Annotated in this window: 18 protein-coding genes; 2 read left to right on the forward strand and 16 right to left on the reverse strand. The window is 67.1% G+C overall.

The annotated features are described in order from the left end of the window. Positions 1 to 7 precede the first annotated feature (7 nt). Genes ftsA through F4036_04700 form a run of 15 tightly spaced genes read right to left on the reverse strand, consistent with a single transcriptional unit; the run spans position 8 to position 16218 of the window. Positions 8 to 1240, reverse strand: coding sequence for a cell division protein FtsA (ftsA, locus tag F4036_04630; GenBank protein ID MYK37029.1), 1233 nt, complete (start codon positions 1238 to 1240; stop codon positions 8 to 10). Beyond that, positions 1237 to 1971 (reverse strand): FtsQ-type POTRA domain-containing protein, encoded by a 735-nt coding sequence (locus F4036_04635; GenBank protein MYK37030.1) that lies wholly within the window; start codon positions 1969 to 1971, stop codon positions 1237 to 1239. Before F4036_04635 ends, ftsA begins: the two co-directional genes overlap by 4 nt. Before the next feature lies 1 nt (position 1972). Continuing rightward, positions 1973 to 2944 carry a D-alanine--D-alanine ligase gene (locus F4036_04640; protein ID MYK37031.1) on the reverse strand — a complete coding sequence of 324 codons (972 nt, stop codon included), beginning with the start codon at positions 2942 to 2944 and terminating at the stop codon, positions 1973 to 1975. Next, positions 2941 to 3858, reverse strand: a complete 918-nt coding sequence (gene murB, locus F4036_04645) for a UDP-N-acetylmuramate dehydrogenase (GenBank protein MYK37032.1) — start codon at positions 3856 to 3858, stop codon at positions 2941 to 2943. The genes F4036_04640 and murB overlap by 4 nt, the downstream gene beginning before the upstream one ends. Beyond that, positions 3855 to 5294, reverse strand: a complete 1440-nt coding sequence (locus tag F4036_04650) for a UDP-N-acetylmuramate--L-alanine ligase (GenBank protein ID MYK37033.1) — start codon at positions 5292 to 5294, stop codon at positions 3855 to 3857. Before F4036_04650 ends, murB begins: the two co-directional genes overlap by 4 nt. Continuing rightward, positions 5291 to 6370, reverse strand: a complete 1080-nt coding sequence (gene murG, locus F4036_04655; protein MYK37034.1) for an undecaprenyldiphospho-muramoylpentapeptide beta-N-acetylglucosaminyltransferase — start codon at positions 6368 to 6370, stop codon at positions 5291 to 5293. Before murG ends, F4036_04650 begins: the two co-directional genes overlap by 4 nt. Continuing rightward, entirely contained in the window at positions 6367 to 7536 is a 1170-nt protein-coding gene (ftsW, locus tag F4036_04660) for a putative lipid II flippase FtsW (GenBank protein ID MYK37035.1), read from the reverse strand. Before ftsW ends, murG begins: the two co-directional genes overlap by 4 nt. Before the next feature lie 4 nt (positions 7537 to 7540). Further along, positions 7541 to 8863 (reverse strand): UDP-N-acetylmuramoyl-L-alanine--D-glutamate ligase, encoded by a 1323-nt coding sequence (murD, locus tag F4036_04665; protein MYK37036.1) that lies wholly within the window; start codon positions 8861 to 8863, stop codon positions 7541 to 7543. An 11-nt stretch (positions 8864 to 8874) separates the two neighbouring features. Further along, positions 8875 to 9951, reverse strand: a complete 1077-nt coding sequence (locus F4036_04670; protein MYK37037.1) for a phospho-N-acetylmuramoyl-pentapeptide-transferase — start codon at positions 9949 to 9951, stop codon at positions 8875 to 8877. After that, on the reverse strand, positions 9944 to 11326 hold the full coding sequence (locus F4036_04675; protein MYK37038.1) for a UDP-N-acetylmuramoyl-tripeptide--D-alanyl-D-alanine ligase: 1383 nt from the start codon (positions 11324 to 11326) through the stop codon (positions 9944 to 9946). The genes F4036_04670 and F4036_04675 overlap by 8 nt, the downstream gene beginning before the upstream one ends. Then, a complete protein-coding gene (locus F4036_04680; protein MYK37039.1) occupies positions 11323 to 12816 on the reverse strand; it encodes a UDP-N-acetylmuramoyl-L-alanyl-D-glutamate--2,6-diaminopimelate ligase in 1494 nt (497 codons plus the stop codon). Before F4036_04680 ends, F4036_04675 begins: the two co-directional genes overlap by 4 nt. Continuing rightward, positions 12813 to 14501 carry a penicillin-binding protein 2 gene (locus F4036_04685; protein MYK37040.1) on the reverse strand — a complete coding sequence of 563 codons (1689 nt, stop codon included), beginning with the start codon at positions 14499 to 14501 and terminating at the stop codon, positions 12813 to 12815. Before F4036_04685 ends, F4036_04680 begins: the two co-directional genes overlap by 4 nt. Before the next feature lie 24 nt (positions 14502 to 14525). After that, the gene (gene ftsL, locus F4036_04690) at positions 14526 to 14849 is read right to left on the reverse strand and encodes a cell division protein FtsL (GenBank protein MYK37041.1); all 324 of its coding nucleotides are present in this window, start codon (positions 14847 to 14849) and stop codon (positions 14526 to 14528) included. Positions 14850 to 14857: 8 nt separating this feature from the next. Further along, the gene (gene rsmH, locus F4036_04695) at positions 14858 to 15793 is read right to left on the reverse strand and encodes a 16S rRNA (cytosine(1402)-N(4))-methyltransferase RsmH (protein ID MYK37042.1); all 936 of its coding nucleotides are present in this window, start codon (positions 15791 to 15793) and stop codon (positions 14858 to 14860) included. Then, on the reverse strand, positions 15790 to 16218 hold the full coding sequence (locus F4036_04700) for a division/cell wall cluster transcriptional repressor MraZ (protein ID MYK37043.1): 429 nt from the start codon (positions 16216 to 16218) through the stop codon (positions 15790 to 15792). The genes rsmH and F4036_04700 overlap by 4 nt, the downstream gene beginning before the upstream one ends. 160 nt (positions 16219 to 16378) lie before the next feature. Between F4036_04700 and F4036_04705 the strand changes: the two genes are divergently transcribed. Both F4036_04705 and F4036_04710 read left to right on the forward strand, forming a co-directional pair. Then, positions 16379 to 16681, forward strand: a complete 303-nt coding sequence (locus F4036_04705) for an aromatic ring-opening dioxygenase subunit LigA (protein MYK37044.1) — start codon at positions 16379 to 16381, stop codon at positions 16679 to 16681. Next, a complete protein-coding gene (locus F4036_04710; GenBank protein ID MYK37045.1) occupies positions 16678 to 17496 on the forward strand; it encodes an extradiol ring-cleavage dioxygenase in 819 nt (272 codons plus the stop codon). Before F4036_04705 ends, F4036_04710 begins: the two co-directional genes overlap by 4 nt. A 243-nt stretch (positions 17497 to 17739) precedes the next feature. On the opposite strand, the gene F4036_04715 is transcribed toward F4036_04710, so the two are convergent. Next, positions 17740 to 19050 carry a LysM peptidoglycan-binding domain-containing protein gene (locus F4036_04715; protein MYK37046.1) on the reverse strand — a complete coding sequence of 437 codons (1311 nt, stop codon included), beginning with the start codon at positions 19048 to 19050 and terminating at the stop codon, positions 17740 to 17742. Positions 19051 to 19134 lie beyond the last annotated feature (84 nt).

Below are 19134 nucleotides of genomic sequence, written 5' to 3' on the forward strand. Positions count from 1 at the left end.
CAATTGGTCAGAATTGACCCTTGATCCACTTGAATGCCGAGCGCAGGCCGCCCTTTCGGGACCTGGACCCGGCAGCCGCGCCTTCGTCGCGCGGTTTGAGTGTGTACAGCAACAGGCCGACGCCCGTCGCGTGGGCCGGATTGCTTACGACTTCCTTCATGCCCCCGGCCCGCTGCGCGTATCCCAGGCGGACCGGCACGTTCAATACTTCCTCGGCCAGTTCCACGGCGCCCGGCATTGCCGAAGTGCCCCCCGTGAGCACCACGCCCGCCGCCGCGCTTTCGAGGTAACCGCCACGGTGCAGCACGTTGTGAACCAACTGGAAGAGTTCCTCGTAGCGGGGCTCCACGACCCGCGCCAGGGCCTGCCGGGACAGCTTGCGGGGCGGCCGGTCACCGACGCTGACCACCTCGATCTCCTCGTCTTCCTCCACCATCTGGGCCAGGGCGCAGGCATAGCGGATCTTCAACTGCTCGGCTGCCGGGGTCGGGGTCCGCAGGGATTGAGCGATGTCGTAGGTCACCTGGTCGCCGGCGATCGGAATGACGTGGGTGAAGCGGATCGAGCCGCCTTCGAACACGGCGATGTCGGTCGTGCCCGCGCCGATGTCGAGCACGCAGCAGCCGAGCTGCATCTCGTCTTCGGTAAGAATGGCGGTACCCGAGGCGAGATGTTCGAGCACGATGCGCCCGGCGCGCAGATCGCAGCGGCGAACGCATTTCTCGATGTTCTGCGCGGCGCTCTCCCCGACTGTGATGATATGGACATGCGCCTCGAGGCGCACGCCCGACATGGCGGTGGGATCAAGAATCCCGTCCTGATCGTCGACCACGTAGTCCCGCGGCAGGACGTGCAGCACGCGTTTGTCCGAGGGCACGACCACCGCGCGGGCCGCCTCTATGACGCGCGCGACGTCCGATTCCGAGACTTCGTCGCCGCGCACCGCGACAATTCCGTGGGACGTAAGGCTTTGAACGTGGTCCCCGGAAATGCCCACGATCACTTCGCCGATCTGCACCCCGGACATCAGCTCCGCTTCGCCGACGGCCTGGTCGATCGAGCGCACCGTTGCCTCGATGTTCACGACCGAGCCGCGCTTCATGCCCTGCGACGGGCTTGAGCCGAAGCCCAGAATCTCAAGTTCCCTGGACTCCTCATCGACCGCGGCCACGATGGCGGCCACCTTGGAGGTGCCGATATCGAGCGCGGTCACGATTTCCTGGTCGCGTCTTCGTGTCATGGCGATCTTCCTCCTTGCCTGCGCGCGGCGGTGTTGACGTTGCGCCAGGCCACGGCGAATCCGTTCGGGTAGCGCAAGTCCAGATAGGCGATCTCCGTTGCCCGTTCCGCGGTCAGTTCATCCAGGGCCATCAGGGCCCGCTCGAGCCTGAGATCGACCGATTCGGCGCCCAGGCGGAGTTGCGGTCCGTCCCGCAGGCCGAGGCTCCATGCGCCACGCGGATCCAGGCGCAGTTCGTCCAGCGCCAGCGAGCGGGCGCCCAGCCGCGCGGAAAAAGCCCGGTAGCGATCCAGCATCACTTTTTCGGTCCCCCCGGGCCCCTCGAGAAGCGGCAGGGTCCGGTTGATCGGGCCGCCGGGATCAAAGGCCTCGCCGGACTCGTCAAGCAGCGCTTCCCGCCCCCAGCGGGCGACGGGCCGGCGCTCGGTAATCACGATGCTCACGTCCAGGGGCCATTCCCGGCGCACCCGGGCGGTAGCGACCCAGTTGAGTTCCTCCAGCCGCAGGCTGAGCCGTTCCGCCGGCAAACGCAGCCATCCCCAGGACGTGAAGGGCACGATCAGCGCCTGCAGGTCCTCCTGGCTCACATGATGAATCTCACCGTGAATCTGCACCGTTCGTATGGGCACCCGGTTCAGTCCGGGCAGGCTGAAGGCGGCCACCGTGCAGAGAACCAGCCCGGCCAGGATCGGGGATGCGATCCTCCTGCGGCGCTTTCGGGTCCTTCTCATCTCAGTTCCCACCGCCGGCGGCGCCCCGGTCAAAGCTGGTCTCGAGAATCCGCCAGCACAACTCGTCGAAGGAAATGTCCGCCTGCGCCGCGGCCATTGGCACCAGGCTATGCGTAGTCATGCCCGGAACGGCGTTCACTTCCAGCACCGAGAAGGCCCGGCTGCGGTCGCACATCAGGTCCACGCGGGCCCAGCCGCTGACATTCAATTCCCGGATGGCCCGTTCGGCCATTCGGTTGACCTCCGCTTCCTGTTTCCGATCCAGTCCGCTGGGGCAAACGTAGCGCGTTTCATCGCTCTCATACTTGGTGTGGAAGTCGTAGAACTTCGTGTCGGGCGGGACGATGCGGATCACGGGTAGCATCTCCCCCTGCAGCATGCTCGCCGTGTACTCGGCGCCTTCGATCCAGGCTTCGACCATCACGTCTTCGCCGTAGCGGGCTGCGAAGGCAAACGCGGCGGCCACTCCCGAGGCCCCGTTCACCCGCGAAATACCAAAGCTGGATCCCTGATTGTTCGGCTTGAATCCGACCGGATAGCCCAGCTCGTTCGCCGACCGTTCGGCATCGGGCAGGTCGCGGACCATGCGCCATTCGGGCGTGGGCAGTCCGGCGTGGGCGAATACCCCTTTGCTCACGTGTTTGTCCATGGAGACCGCAAGCGCCGAATGGCCGCTGCCGGTGTAGGGCAATCCAAGCAGTTCGAGCAGCCCGGCCACCACGCCGTCTTCGCCTCCGGGTCCATGCAGGGCGTTGAACACGCGGTCGTAGCCGCCGCCCTGCAGCGCCGCCACCAGCGCGGCGCCGGAAGCGTCCACCGGCTCGGCATCCACTCCCCGGGCGCGCAGCGCTCCAAGCACCGCCTCTCCGGTGAGGATCGAAATCTCGCGTTCGGCGGAATCCCCGCCCAACAGCAAGGCGACCCGGCCGAATTCGGCCGCGCCGGCTATTTCATGGCGCAGCGGCCCGCTCATGCCGCGGCCTCCGGCCCGGCGCCCAGGATCCGGACCTCCGGTTCCAGCGCCACTCCCGAGGATTCCCGGACAGTGGCCTGAATCCTGAGAATCAGGCGCTCGATGTCGGCGGCCGTGGCGCCGCCATGATTGACGATGAAATTGGCGTGCTTGGTCGAGACTTCGGCCGCGCCCTGGCGCATTCCCTTCAATCCGGCCCGTTCGATCAATTCACCGGCAAAACCGCCGGGAGGATTGCGGAAGACCGAGCCGCAGCTGGGCAGGTTAAGCGGCTGACGCCGGCGGCGCTCGGCCATCAAGGAACGGATCCTGCCCGTCTGCGGGGCGGCCTCGAACTCGAAGTGCGCCATCAGGAAACACTCGTCGGCGGGACCGTCAAGCTGCCGGTATCCGGGACGGTACTGGCCGCGCGGACGGCTGTGTTCATTGCCGCCGCGATCCAGCGTTTCCACCGACCGCACGCTGTCCCAGGTTTCTCCGCCGAAGGCACCGGCATTCATCGCCAGGGCGCCGCCCACCGTGCCCGGTATTCCGGCAAAGAAATCGGCCGGCCCCAGGTCCCATGACGAGCACGCCTTCGCCAGCGCCGTGCACGGCAGGCCCGCACCGGCCCCGACGCTCGATTCCGTTCGTTTCAGCTCCCGAAATGCCCGCCCCAGGGACACTACGGCCCCCTGGATTCCGTCATCGCGAACCAGGAGATTGCTGCCCATGCCGACAAAATGGACCGGCAGCGCCGGATCCAGTGCGCGCAGGAATTCCGCCAGGTCGGACCGGTCCGCGGGTACGAAAAACAGCCGGGCGGGACCGCCCACCCGCCAGTGGGTGTGCCTGGACATGGGTTCGTCATGAGACAGTCGCCCACGCAGGGCTTGAAAGTCCGGGCCTTGAGAACGGGCGGTAGCGGCGCTCATCGCGTCCCCTCCCGGCGGCCTTTCCGCACGGCGATCGTGGGCCCGCGCAGCCGTGCCGGCAGCCTCGCGGCCTCGGCGCCGATGTCGCCGGCGCCCATCGTAAGCACCACGTCTCCGTCGGCCACGATATTTCGAAGGGCTGCCGCCAGGCCCCTTACGTCCGGTACGAATACCGGCTCGGCGCTCCCCCGTGCGCGCATCGCGCGACAGATCGCCCGGCCGTCGGCGCCGGAAATGGGCGATTCTCCGGCTGCATACACTTCCGTCACCAGGACCCGGTCGGCGCCGGACAGTACCGCGGCGAGGTCGTCCAGCAAATCGCGCGTGCGGGTATAGCGATGCGGTTGAAAGGCCGCCACCAGGCGGCGTCCGGGCCAGGCCTCCCTGGCCGCCTGCAGGGTGGCCGCGACCTCGCGGGGATGATGAGCGTAATCGTCCACGAGCGTCACCTGGCCACCGCTCATCGGGACATCGCCCAGCAATTCAAAACGGCGCCGCAGCGGACGGCATTCCGCCAGCGCCTGGCGTACGAACTTCATGTCGATGCCGAGTTCGTCGCCAAGGGCCACGACCGCCAGCGCATTCAGAGCGTTGTGCCGACCCGGGAGATTGACGGTCACCACCGTGCGCTCCCCGCCGGGCAGCGCGACCTCCATGCTTGACCAGAGGCCCTCCCCGCGCAGCTTCACGCCCCGGTAATCCGCTTCCGGCGAAAAGCCGTAGGTGCGGATCCGGCGCTGCACCCTCGGCAGGATCTCGGCCACGCCGGGGTCGTCGGCGCAGGCCAGGAACAGGCCATAGAACGGCAGATTGTGGGCGAATTCCACGAAGGCCTGCCTGAGGCGTTCCAGGTTTCCGCCGTAGGCGGCCAGGTGGTCGTTATCGATGTTGGTGACGACCGCCACGACCGGCTGCAGGTGCAGGAAGGACGCATCGCTCTCATCGGCCTCGGCAACCAGGCAGGAGCCCGCGCCAAGCTTGCTGCGCATGGCGTTGCGCACCTGTCCGCCCACCACGTACGTAGGATCCTCGCCCGCGCAATCCAGCATTTCCACGATCAGGTGGGCCGTGGTCGTCTTGCCGTGCGTTCCGGACACCGCTATGCCGTCGCGCCGGCGCATCAGCTCCGCGAGGACATCGGCCCGCGCCACCACCGGCAATCGGGCCGCGGCGGCCGCCTTGATTTCGACATTGTCGGGCGGGATGGCGGAAGAACGAACCACCAGGTCCGCGTTGCCCACCTGGGACGCGCGGTGACCGTAAAACACCTTCACACCCAGGCTCTCCAGGTGCCGCGTGGCCCGGCCCGAAAACCGGTCCGATCCCTGCACCTCGTATCCCAGGTTGGCCACCACCTCGGCCAATCCGCTCATGCCGGCGCCGCCTATCCCGACGAAATGGATGCAACGCACCCGCTCGGTCAGCAGTTTCCTCATGCCCCGGCCCTCACCCTCAGACAGGCTTTCACGACGTCGTCGGTCGCGTCCGGGCGAGCCATTTCATGGGCGCGCAGGGCGCGCGCCAGGGCGCTGGCGCGATTGGCGGCGAATTCTTCCACGGCGTGTGCCAGCGCATCGGCGGACAGGTCCCGCTCCGCGATCAGCGCAGCGGCTCCGCGGCCCACCAGGTGCTGGGCATTCCGGGTCTGGTGATCGTCGGCGGCCAGCGCGAACGGCACCAGGATGGCGCCCAGCCCCACCACGCTGAGTTCCGCCAGCGTCAGAGCGCCGGCGCGGCATACCGCGATATCCGCCCAGGCGTATACCTGCGCCATGTCGACGATGAATTCGCGCACATTCGACTTCACTCCCAGGCGCCGGTAGGCGGATTCGACCTCGCGGGTGTCCGAGCGGCCGGCCTGGTGCAGCACCGTGCACTCGGCGTCCAGCTTCGCCAGACCCTCGGGGACTTTTCGGTTCAGGATCCTGGCCCCCTGGCTTCCGCCGAGTACCAGGATGCGCAGCGGCCCGGTGCGTTCACCGAACCGGATCCTGGGCGGATCGAGACTGAGCAATTCCCGGCGAACCGGATTGCCGGTTTCGATGCAGGGCCTGTGGGCAGGCAATGCTCCGGGAAAGGCCAACAGGACGCGGCGGGCGAAACGCGCGAGCAGGCGGTTGGCGTAACCGGCCACCGTGTTCTGTTCATGAATCAGCAACGGCACGCGGGCAAGCCAGGCCGCCAGGCCCCCGGGCGCCGAAACGAAACCGCCCATGCCGAGCGCCACCCCGGGCCTGACGCGCCGGAAGATCAGCAAGGCCTGAAGCACCGCGCGGCCCACGGTGAGGGGCGCCAGCAGCCACACCAGGAATCCGCGCCCGCGCAGTCCGGAGATCGTCAACCACTCCATCGCGACGCCGGCCGGCGGTTTGATGCGCGACTCGAGTCCGCGGCGGCTGCCCAGCCATACCACGTCCACCCCGCGGTCGCACAGGGCCCTGGCAACCGCCAGCGCGGGGAAAACGTGCCCGCCGGTGCCGCCGGCCATGATCATCACCGGACCGGCGTTCATCGACGGCTCCTCGACGGCCTGCCCGGCTCGAGGGCGGCATTTTCCCGGTCGATGCGCAAGAGGATCCCCAGCGATACGAGGGTGACCACAAGATTGGACCGGCCGTAGCTGACCAGGGGCAGCGCAAGGCCCTTGGTGGGCAGCACGCCCATGTTCACGCCCAGATTGACCAGGACCTGCAGTCCGATGCACAGGGCCAGGCCAAGTGCGAAATAGGCCTGAAACATGCGCTTGCGCCGTGCGGAGGCCCGCGCCACGGCGAGCACCCGGGCCACCAGCAGGGCGAAAACCGCAAGCAGCGCCAGGCTTCCCAGCAGCCCGGCTTCCTCGGCGATCACGGCAAAAATGAAATCGGTGTGGGCTTCGGGAAGGTAGAACAGTTTTTGCACGCCCGCTCCCAGTCCCGCCCCGGACAGGTGTCCGGTGCCGATGGCCATCAGCGACTGGGTCAGTTGCCAGCCGCTGTGCAGCGGATCGGACCACGGGTCCAGAAAAGTGTTCACGCGGGCGAGCCGGTACGGCGCGGTCCAGGCGAGCACGGCGAACGCGGCCCCGCAGGCGAGCGCCAGCGCGCTCACATCGCGGTAGCGCGCTCCCGCGACAAAAAGAACGCCAACGGTCATGGCCATGATCAGCGCCGCATAGCCGAAGTCGGGTTGCCCCAGCAGCAGCGCCGCCACGATCGCAACCAGGATGACCGGCTTCAAAAGGGCGCCCATGCCCCTTTGCAGCGCCGCTTCGTGTCGCTGCGCGTAACCGGCCACGAACATCAGCACCATCAGGCGGACCGGCTCGCTGACCTGCACCGAAATCGGTGTTCCCAGGGTCAGCCAGCGGGTACTGCCGTTTACTTCGCGGCCCATGCCGGGCATCAGCACCAGGACCAGCAGTGCAATCGCCAGGAGCATCGGCAGAAGCCCCAGGCGCGCCCAGAAGCGGGAAGGAATCCGGTAGGCAAGCACGGCGCCGGACAGTCCGATCAGCGCCGCCATGGCCTGCCGGGTCAGGAAGAAGAAAGCATTGCCGTAATCGCGCTCGCCCAGTTCCAGCGAGGCGCTGGCCAGGGCGATGAAGCCGGCCGTCAGCAATGTTCCGGCGGAGAGCAACAGCCATCCGTCCATCCGAAAGTTGACGGCGTCCGGCGATCGGGAACCTGTATTGCCCATGGCGCTATTGAATCGACCGGACCGCGCGTTCGAATGCGCGCCCCCGCTCCCGATAGTTGCTGAACATGTCGAAGCTCGCGCAGGCGGGCGCCAACAATACGGTCGAGCCCGGGCGCGCAAGTTCGCGCGCGGCCGTCACCGCCTCGTCCAGCGTATCGCTGCGTGATACCGCGCAATCCGCGCCCAGCGACCGGACAATGCGGTCGGCCTCCTGGCCGAATGCGATCACCCGGGCGTCGCGGCCCTTGAGCGCATCGCGCAACGCTCCGTACGACAACCCCTTGCCGGCGCCTCCCGCGATCAGCACCAGGGGATCCGGAACGGTGCGCACGGCGGCTGCGGCGGCGGCCGCGTTGGTGGCCTTGGAATCGTTGATCCAGCGCAGCCCCGCCCACTCTCCCAGAGGCTGCATCCGGTGCGGCAGGCCCTGATAGTTGGCCGCGGCGCGACGCATGGCCGCCGGATCCACGCCCAGCACCCTGCCCATGGCCAGGGCGGCCAGCAGGTTGCTCAACTGGAAGCCGCGCTGCATGGCGCTTTCGCCGACCCGAATCAGGTGCGTCTTCGCGTGGCATATTTCAGCCTGCGGGCCACGGCCAATGATCCCCACCCGCGCCGTGGCGGGCCTGCCCAGACCGTAATCCAGCCTTGGACAGGTGTGCGGCGGCGGCGCCAGCGCCTGCACCGATGGTTCGTCCGCGGGCGCTACCGCGTGCTTGCAGGACAGATAGATGCGCGCCTTGGCCGCGGCGTAATCTTCAAGGCTGGCGTGCGCGTCCAGATGGTCGGGCGTAATATTCAGGATCACCGCTGCTTCCAACGCGATCGGCGCCGAGCGTTCAAGCTGAAAGCTTGACAATTCGAGCACGCAGACTTCATGGCGCTCCGTAAGCAGGTCCAGGGCCGGCGTCCCCAGATTGGCGCCGGCGCCCGCCTTCAGTCCCGCTTCGCGCAGCATGTTCAGCAGCAGGGTGGCGACGGTGCTCTTGCCGTTGGAGCCCGTGATTCCGGCGAGGCGGGCGCGATTGACGCCGGCGAATACGTCCAGATCGCTGACGACCGGCATTCCCCGCTCGCGCGCCTGGCGGACCAGGCGATGGTCGAGGGGCGCCCCGGGCGAGAGCAGCAGCCGGTCCACCTTCCCGGGCAACTCGCGCAAACCGTCGTTTGCATGGCGGGCCGCCTCCGGCATGGCCGCGCTTATCTCGGATTCCGCCGGCGGTCGGGCACGCGTATCGCAGAAAACCGCCGGGCGGCCGGTGCGCGCGAAGTAACGGGCGCAGGAAGCGCCCGTGGCGCCCATGCCGAATACAAGCGTATCGCCCATGATTCAGCGCACTATCGGATCTTGAGGCTGGCGACGGCCACCAGCGCGAGAATGACCGAAATGATCCAGAACCGAACGATGATCTTCGGTTCCGGCCAGCCCTTGAGTTCGAAATGATGATGCATGGGAGCCATCCGGAAGACCCGCTTGCCGGTCAGCCGGAACGAGCCCACCTGGACCATCACCGATACGGCTTCCATGACGAATATTCCGCCCACGATGGCCCAGGCCAGTTCCTGGCGGACGATTACCGCGACCGTGCCGAGCGCTGCGCCGAGGGCCAGTGCGCCGACGTCGCCCATGAAGACCTGGGCCGGGTAACTGTTGAACCACAGAAAGCCCAGTCCCGCGCCCCCCATGGCGGCGCACACGACCATCAGTTCTCCGGCCCCGGCCACATAGGGAACGCCGAGATAGTCGGAAAAGATCGCATTGCCCGCTATCCAGGAAAACAGCCCCAGGGCCGCGGCCGCGATCGCGATCGGCATGATCGCCAGTCCGTCCAGCCCGTCGGTGAGATTGACCGCGTTGCTGCTGCCTACGATCACGATGTAGGCAAATGCCGGAAACAGAATGCCGAGCGGCAGGTACAGGTCCTTGAAGTAGGGGATCAGGACCGAATCGCGCGGCTCGCCGACCTGGCTCAACACCGCCAGAACCAGCACCGCCGCAACCGACTGCAGCACGAATTTGAGCCAGGACGGAAGGCCCGCGGAGGTGCGCATGGCGAGCTTGCGGTAGTCGTCGGCGAAGCCGATCAGGCCGAAGCAGACCGTGGTTCCCATGACGACCCATATGTAAGCGTTGGCAAGGTCGGCCCACAGGAGCGTCGAAACCAGCAGCGCAAGAAGGATCGGCACTCCGCCCAGGGTCGGGGTCCCGATCTTGGAAAAATGCGAGCGCGGACCATCGTTCCGCACCGGCTGCGCCACGCTGCTGAGCCTGAGACGGCGTATCACCAGGGGCCCCAGCACCAGGGACAGCACCAGGCCGGTAAGCGCCGCCAGGACCGAGCGCAATGTGATGTAGCCGAACACGCTCAGTCCGGAATACCAGCCCGTCAGTTGCTGTGCCAGGTACTCAACCATGCTCCGCGTTCTCCCCGTTCAAAACTCCGGCCGCGTCCAGGAGGGCGGCCACGGCGCGCTCCATGCCCATGAAACGCGATCCCTTCACCAGTATCGTGACGTCGGCCCTGAGGTCGTCCGTCAGCAACCGGCACAGGTCGCCAACGCCTGATCTCCACCGCTCGCCGGCGCCGAAGGCCTCGGCGGCTTGCCGGCTTTGTTCGCCAGCGCAGTACAGCCGCTCGATTCCGGCCCGTGCCGCCTCTTCGCCGACGCGGCGATGCCATTGCACCGAATCCTGTCCCAGTTCGGCCATGTCGCCCACCACCAGCCAGCGTTCGCCCTCCTGCCCCGCAAGCACGCCGATGGCCGCCGACATGGAAGCCGGATTGGCGTTGTAGGAGTCGTCGATCAGGCGCACTCCGGCACCCGGCTCATGCACCCGCAGGCGGCCCGATACCCCTTCACGACCCCGCAGGCCGGCGGCCATCGCGTCCAGGCCGGCGCCGGCCGCCGCGGCCAGCGCGCAGGCCGCCAGCGCGTTGCGCAGATTGTGGGCCCCGATCAGTCCGGTTTCGACGGGGGCCACGCCGGCCGGGCAATGAAGTTCGAAGCCGAGCCCGCTGTTGATGCCCTTTGCGTTCCGGGCGCGAAAGTCGCCGTCGCCGCCGAACCGCAGGGCGGTCCGCTCGCCCAGCAGGTCCTGCCAGTAATCGGAAAACGGCGTGCCGGCGGGAATCACGCCCACTCCGCCGGACGCCAGCGAGGACATCAGGACGCCCTTCTCGCGGGCGACGTTTTCCACGTCGCCCAGCCCCTGAAGGTGCGCGGGCGATGCGTTCAGCACCGCGCCGATGGTCGGCCGCGCGATTTCCGACAGGCTTGCGATATCGCCGGGCCGGCTGGCGCCGAATTCAAGCACGGCGGCGTTGTGCGTGTCGGAAAGATCAAGCAGCGTCAGGGGCAGGCCGATTTCGTTGTTGAAACTGCGGCGCGAGGCCAGCACGGACTCCGCGCCCCACTCGGCGCGCAGAATCGAGGCGGTCAGTTCCTTGACCGTGGTCTTGCCGTTGCTCCCGGTCACCCCGATGACGGGTATGTCGAACCGCCCGCGCCAGGTTCGCGCACAGTCGGCCAGTGCGCCGCGGGTGTCCTTGACGATGATCTGCGGGACGTCCTCGGGAAGCGGCCTGCTCAGGACCGCGCCGGTGGCGCCGCCGGAAATCGCCGCGGAAAGAAAGTCCGCGCCGTCGAAATGCTCGCCGCGCAATGCGAAGAAAAGAGCGCCGCGCGCCTGCGAACGGCTGTCGGTGCTGACTCCCGCAAAGTGGCCGTCGGGCCCCAGCAACTCGCCATCCATGGCGGTCGCCCATTCCGACAGGCTGCCATTGATCATCGGGCCGCCCCCGGATAACTCGCCAACGCCTCGCGGACTACCGAGGCATCGGAAAACGGCAGTACTCTCCCGCCGCTGATCTGAAAGGCTTCGTGCCCCTTGCCGGCAACCAGCACGATGTCGCCCGGCCGGGCCGCGTGCAGGGCCGCGCGTATCGCCCGGCTCCGGTCCAGCTCCAACACCGCCCGGCCGGAGGCGCCGGCCAGAATCTGCTCGGCAATCTCGCGCGGATTCTCGCCCCGCGGATTGTCGGAGGTGATGAACAATTCGTTGGCCAGGGCGCCGGCGACGCGCCCCATTTCCGCTCTTTTGCCCGCATCGCGCTCGCCGCCGCATCCCATCACGCACCACAGGCGGTGGGGCTTGCGGGCCCGCAGCTCGCCAAGGACCGCGCCCAGCGCGTCCGGCGTGTGGGCATAATCCACAAAAGCGTCCGGCAGCGCGCCGCCGCCGAAATGCTCCATGCGTCCCGGCGGCGCGGGACAGTTCGACAGGGCCCGCGCGGCATCCCCACTGTCGATGCCCAGGGCCCGCAGAAGTCCGCATGCAAGGGCCAGGTTGGCGCCATTGAAGCAGCCGTAAAGCCGGCTGGCGATCCTGAACCGGGACGCGCCCTCGGCAAGTTCCAGGCGCAGGCCCTCGGCGCACGGGCGCACCCGCCGCAGCGAAAGGTCGGCCGGATTGACGCCTTCGCAGGCAACGCGCAGGACGGCGCCGGAAAAATTCTCCGCAAGTTCTGACCCGAAGGGATCGTCGACATTGATCACCGCCGCTTCCGGGCGATGCTCGACGAAAAGCCGCTTCTTGGCGCCTCCGTAGGCGGCCGAGTCGCCGTGGTAATCGAGATGGTCCCGTCCCAGCTGGGTAAAGGCGGCAAGCTCGATGCGCAAGCCGCTGATGCGGTCCTGGTCCAGCGCCTGCGACGACACCTCCAGAAACACGTGCTCCATGCCATTGTCGGCCAGGACCCGCAGCCGCCGGTGCAATTCATCCGGGTCGGGTGTGGTCATCGCGGAAGGCCACAGCTTGGGAGGAGGACCCCAACCCAGAGTGCCCATGGCGGCCGCGGGTCGGCCTAAAAAATTCATTGCGTGCGCGGCCAGCCAGGCCACGGTTGTCTTGCCGTTCGTGCCGGTAATGCAGGTCACGGCAAGGCCGGCGGACGGTTGGCCGTAGTAGGCGTCGGCAACCGGTCCCACCTTGCGGCGCAAGTCCGGCACGGAAAATCCGGCGACGCCGTCCGGTAGCGTGGGCTCGGACACGCCGTCGGCGGGTTCCCAGGCGACGGCAGCCGCGCCGCGCTTCAGCGCCTGGGGCAGAAACTCAAGGCCGTGGCGCGCGCCGGAGCAGGCCAGGAACAGCCCCCGGGGAACGACCCGGTCGCTGTGCATGGCCAGACCGCGAACGCGCATCGCCGGCGCCTCGGCGCCGACGGCGGCGAACAGCCGACTCAAATCCGCCGGGCCGCCATGGGCGCCACAGTCGCTCATCGGGACGCCACCATGGTTCCGGACGCGTCCGGAACGCCATCCATCGGCGCTCCGATCAGCCTTAACGCGCCCGCCGCCACGCGCGAAAAAACGGGGGCGGCCACCTGTCCGCCGAAATAACCGTTAACCGCCGGGTCGTCGATCACGACCACCGCCACCACCCGCGGCCGGGATGCCGGCGCAAATCCCACAAACAGGGCCGTGTGCCGCTCGGAGTCGTAACCTTCCGGGCCAAGCTTTTCGACCGTTCCCGTCTTGCCCGCCACCCGGTAGCCCGGCACCCGCGCTGCGGTTGCGGTGCCACCCGGGCCGAGCGGCTGTTCCAGCAGTTCCGACATGATCGCCGCGGTGTGCGCCGACAGCACGCGCACGCCGCCCGGACGCTCGTCGGTCCATATCAGGCTCACCGGAATGGTCCTTCCACCGGTTGCGAAAACCGCGTAAGCGCGTGCCAGTTGCAGGGCCGTAACGGCAAGTCCGTAGCCGTAGGCCATTACCGCCTGGTCCACCGGCTTCCAGTGCTTGTAGTCGTACAGCGACCCGTCGGCTTCTCCGGGGAAACCGCTTTCCGTGGCGCGGCCGAAGCCGACTCCGGTCAGCGTTTCCCAGAATCGATGCGGCGCAAGCTTCATCGCCACGGTCGTTGCGCCTACCTGGCTGGAACGGCGCAGCAGGGTGGCCAGGTCGATCACTCCGAGGGGATTCCGGTCCTTGATCACCTTGGGCCCCACCTTGACGTAGCCGGGCCCCGTGTCGATTTGCTCGTCAAGCGCCCACGCGCCGCTTTCCAGGGCGGCCGCCACGACCAGGGGCTTGATGGTGGACCCGGGCTCGAACAGGTCCAGGGCCGCACGGTTACGGTAGTTGGCGGGCTGAAACCCGCGCCGGTCATTGGGATTGAAGGAAGGCTGGCTGACCATGGCCAGCACCTCGCCGCTGAGCGTGTCCAGCATCACCACCGATCCCGAGCGAGCGCCATGGCGCTCGACCGCGTCCCGCAGTTCGGCATGGGCGAGATACTGGAGCCTCAAGTCCAGACCCAGGCGAAGGTCGCGTCCCCGCTCCAGCGGTCTGATGCCGGCTATGTCGCGCACATGGCGGCCGAGTCGATCACGCACGACCTGCTTGCGCCCGTCCCGTCCCTTCAGCCAGGAATCGAATGCCAGTTCAAGGCCTTCCTGCCCGTTCTCGTCGATGCCGGCAAATCCCACCAGGTGGCCGGCGATTTCTCCGGCAGGATAGTAACGGCGGTACTCCCGGCGCATCTGTAGTCCCGGCGCCTTGAGATCGACGACCGCCCGGGAGCGGTCGGGAGGCAGACCTCGCTTGAGCCAGACGAATTCGCGGCCCCGGGCGCGCTCGATTCTTTGCTCGAGTTGCTCGGCGCTGGTGCCGAAGGTTTGCGCCAGTCGCGGCAGGTAGGGCCGCAGCGTCTCCAGGCTGGCGGGATGTACCCAGAAGCTGTCCACGGGAGCGCTGACCGCCAGCGGTTGACCGTTGCGATCCAGGATGCGACCGCGCCGGGCGACGATCGTTGCCTCGCGAACCTGTTGCGCGTCGGCCCGCGACTCCAGGAACTCGTTCTCCAGCAGGTGCAGTTGAACGGCGCGGCCCGCCAGAATCAGGGCGCAGCCCGTCAGGGCAACGGTGCAAACCGCGATGCGGATCCGAAACCCGCGCGGCATGGCCTGTACGCGCCTGCTCACGTTTTACCTGCTCGCCGCGCGCGGGCCCGCTGAAGAGGAATCCGCCGATTCCACCCGCAGGAACACGATGTCGTGCTGCTCGGGCCGCCGCATCGCCAGGCGCTCGCTCGCCTCCCGGTCGATGCGCCGGTATCCGGCCCAGGTCGCGCGCTCCAGTTGCAACGCGCCCCATTCCACTTCCAGTTGATCGCGCTCGCCGATCAGGTCCTGCATGGCCCGAAACTGCACCCTGTGCTCATGGCGCGCGTAGCTGAGGAGAATGCCGCTTGCCAGCGTTGCAAATGCAAGGCCGAGCAGCAGCAGTGACGAAGAGCGCCCGGGTTTCATCGTTCGCTTCAGGCGGCCAGTCGTTCGGCAACGCGCAGGCGGGCGCTGCGGGCTCGCGGATTTCGCCGGCTTTCGGCGGCGCCGCAGCGCCGCATCCGGCCCACGACCTTGAGTAAAGGCCCGGCTGCCGAGGGGACGGACGGCAGCCGGGCAAGCGGAGGAGGCAGGCGCGAAGCATTGCGCATGAAGCGCTTCACGATGCGGTCCTCCAGGGAGTGAAAGGCGATCACGCACAAGCGTCCGCGTGGGCGCAGGCTTCGTACCGCCTGCGGCAACGCGTCCTCAAGCGCCTTGAGCTCGGCGTTGATGAATATGCGCAGCGCCATGAACGTTCGGGTAGCCGGATGAATTCCGGGCTTGGGGTTCCGCGCGATGGACGCCACCAGCCGCGCCAGGCCGGAGCAGCTGGATACCGGCCGGTTGCGGCAGATGGCATCGGCGATCCTGCGCGCCTGGGGCTCCTCTCCGCAACTTCGGATCACGCGGGCGATTTCATTCTTCGGCGCTCGGTTCAGCCATTCGGCGGCGCTTTGGCCCTCGGTGGGATTCATGCGCATGTCCAGCGGCCCATCCGAGCGCAGGCTGAAGCCGCGGTCCGGGTCGGTGAGTTGCGGAAGTGAAACCCCAAGATCGAAGAGGACACCGTGCACCCTGCCCTGCCAGCCCTTGCGTTCGAGCGAGCGGGCGAGGTGGCGGAAATTGCCGTGTTCGATCGAAAACCTCGGATCCCGTTCCGCGAGCGCCCGGGCCGACTGCACCGCTTGCGGGTCGCAGTCCAGTGCATGCAGGCGTCCGCGCTCTCCAAGACCCGCCAGAATCGCCCGGCTGTGCCCGCCGCGCCCGTAGGTCGCGTCAACGTAGAGGCCGTGGGGATCGAGCGCCAGGCCGTGAAGCGTTTCCTCCAGCAGCGCGGGTTCATGCTCGAACGCTCCGTCCGCATTCAAAGTTGCACGGCGCTCAGGGCTGCGTCCACGGACTCGCTTGTGCCGACTTCCAGCGCCCGTTCGCGCCACCGGGCCGCATCCCACAATTCAAAGCTGCGCCCCAGCGCCAGCAGCGTGGCCTGGCGTTGAAGATCGCAGTGTTCCCTTAAGACCGGAGGCACGCGCAGGCGCCCGGCCGCATCCAGCGAGACGTCGGTCGCGTAGCCGACGATCAGCCTTTCCGCGTCCCGACCTCCCTTCTGCCGTATCACATCGTCCCTGACTTTGGCAAAATCCTCCGGCAGGTATATCAGCACGCACCGATCCGGATGAACGGTGCAGACTACGCGCCCGCCGCTGGCCTCGGCCACGCCCTGCCGGTAACGCGCAGGGACGCCGAACCTGCCCTTGGTATCCAGGGTGACATTGGCCGGGCCTTGAAACATTCCCTATCCGCTTAACCCACAATCTCCCACAGACTCCCACTATACCCCAAAATAGTGCTACCGCAAGCGCCTGCGGGCGGTCTTTCGTTGACGGAGAAACACCGCGGATGCAATATCGGACCGGGAACCTGAATCAGCGCTCCCGCACCCGCGAAACCCCATGAGTCTTTACTACCTGCAGAAGCTGATCTACCAGCTGAATAGGGACGAGCATGTCCGGCAACGCTACGAAAGGGATTTTGAGGATCTGCTCGCGGACTATCCCCTGGACGACGGTGAAAAGACCGCCCTGCGCGAACCGGACATCGGGTTGCTTTATGTGATGGGCGTCAACGGCCAGCTGCTGATGCACTACGCCGCGCTGTGCGGGTACGAGTGGGACGAGTATCTGCAGGCCATGCGCGACGGCGTCGAGCGCTACGGACCCGTGCGATCGGGCCTGTACGCGATGACCGAAACATGAGCCTCGTATTCGCCGGCGTTTGCAGCCATGCCCCCGGAATCACCGGACGGTACGAGCGCGCCGACAAGGCGCAGCGCGAGGGGTTCTATACCCGGATGCACGAAATGCGCCGGCGTCTGGAAGCTGCCCGCCCGGACGCGCTGATCGTGGTTGCGGCGGAGCATTTCGCCAACTTCTTCATGGACAACATGCCGGCCTACTGCCTGGGGATGGCGGAGGGCTACGAGGGCCCGGTCGAGGACGAGGAGTGGCTGGGCATCGGCAAGGCCAGCATCCCCGGCAATGCCGATCTCGCGGAGCGCCTCATCGGTGTGGTTCTGGAAGATGTAGACGTGAGTTACGCCCAGGAATGGAAGTTCGATCACGGAGTGATGGTTCCGCTCAACTTCCTGACGCCCCGTTACGACCTTCCCGTCATCCCCGCCAACATCAACTGCCAGGGTCCGCCGCTAACGCCGCTCAAGCGCGCCTGGAAATTCGGCGAGAGCCTTCGCCGCGCCTGCGAAGAGCAGCCCGAACGGATTGCGTTGATCGGAACCGGCGGGCTTTCCCACTGGCCCTGCACGCCCGACTCCGGCAAGATCAACGAGGCCTGGGACCGGGAATTCCTCGACCGCTGGGTACGCGACGACTACTCCGGCATGACCGGCTACAGCGATGCGGAAACCTACCGGGACGCGGGCCAGGGAGGATTCGAGATTCGCACCTTCGTCTGCGTGGCGGGCGCCACCGCCGGAAGCCCGCGCGAAGTACTTTTCTACGAACCAATCCCGATCTTCGCCGTCGGCTGCACCGTCGGCATCGTCCACCTGTAGTTTGCGCGAACCCTGCGCGCGGTGTTGCCCCTTTCCCTCTGGAGCCACTTCGCGACGCTCCTGCCGCGAAAGGGGCAACACCGCGCTTCAGTAGGCGCGTGCAGCTTCAGCCTTTTCTATCCCCCTCCCCTGTGGAGAGCGTTGGAGCCAGGGATGGCGGAACCGAGCCAGGATGGCGCCTCTCAACAGGGGAGGGGGATAGAAAAGGCGAGGACAGGCAGTACGCCCCGCGACTGGTTTTGGCTAGCTGGTGGGGATTCTTAGGACCTGGCCGACGCGGAGGCGGTCGTTCGGCAGGTTGTTGGCGCGGATCAATACCGCGAGGGGCACATTGAAGCGCTGGGCGATTCCGCTCAGCGTGTCGCCGCGTCGTGCGACATATTGCTGCTCGGGCATTTCGCCGGCCGCCACCCGTTGCGCGATCAGCGTGCCGCGCGGCGGATTCCGGTAGAAATACGCGCGAATCCCCGACAGAATGGCCTGGGCCACCTTTTCCTGGTAGCTGGCGCTGTCGAGCAGCCGTTCGTCCTGGGGATTCGAGATGTAGGCGGTCTCGACCAGGATCGAAGGCACGTCATGAGCCTTCAGCACCGCAAACGGCGCCGTCTGCACGCTCGACTTTCGCACGCGGCCGACGCCGTGCAGGCGCTGCAGCACGTCGTCACCCACTTCCAGGCTGGCGCCGATGGACGCGTTCTGCGACAGATCGATGATCATGGTCGCAACGGTGGGTGACAGGCCCTCCATCTCGATGCCGCCAACCATGTCCGACGCGTTCTCGCGCCGGGCAAGCCTCCGGGCCTCATCGGACGAACCCTTTTCCGACAGCACGTAAACGCTGGAACCGCGGACCCGCCGATTTCTCACGGCATCCGCGTGCACCGACACGAACAGGTCGGCGTTGCGCTGCTGCGCACGCGTATAACGGTCGCGGAGCTTGATGTAGTAATCGCCGTCGCGCGTCATCATGGACGACATTCCCGGCTCCCGGTCAATCTGCCGCGCCAGACGGCGGGCGATGGCAAGGACCACGGTTTTTTCCTGCAATCCTCCCCTGCCGATGGCACCCGGGTCCCTGCCGCCGTGCCCGGCATCGACGGCGATGAGCACGTCGCGGTTCGCGGGCGCCGCGATTTCCTCCTCAACAGCTTCCTGCCCGATGCCCCCGGGATAGATATCGACCACGATACGATGACCGCCGTCATCCTTGCCCGCGGCCACGGCAAAGCTGGTAGCGGTCGCGGCGGCATGCAGGTCGAACACCACACGCAGCATGTCGCCCGGGTGACGGCCGTGACGCATCCGCCGGACGATCCCCGTGCCGCGCTGCGGAAGCGTGGCGCTCATCCTCGCGGAATAAAGATCCACGACAACCCGCGGCTGGTTGTCCAGTACCTCGATCGTGTGGCTGCGCGGCTGATCCAGTTCAAGGACCACCCGCGTCTTCGAGTCGTATTCGGCCACGCGGATGCCGTCTATGCGCGCGGGTGCGGCGTGCAGCGCGCCAGCCATAAGACCGGCAACGAGAGCAACGAGGAGGCGGTGGGCGGTCATGCCTGCTGCTTGGTCGGTTTCCTCGTTGGCGAGTATAGCCCCGCGGCACGGATTGTCAAGGAAAAAACGAAGAATATTAGTAGG

Source organism: Gammaproteobacteria bacterium (assembly GCA_009845905.1).
Classification (GTDB): Bacteria; Pseudomonadota; Gammaproteobacteria; order Steroidobacterales; family Foliamicaceae; genus Foliamicus.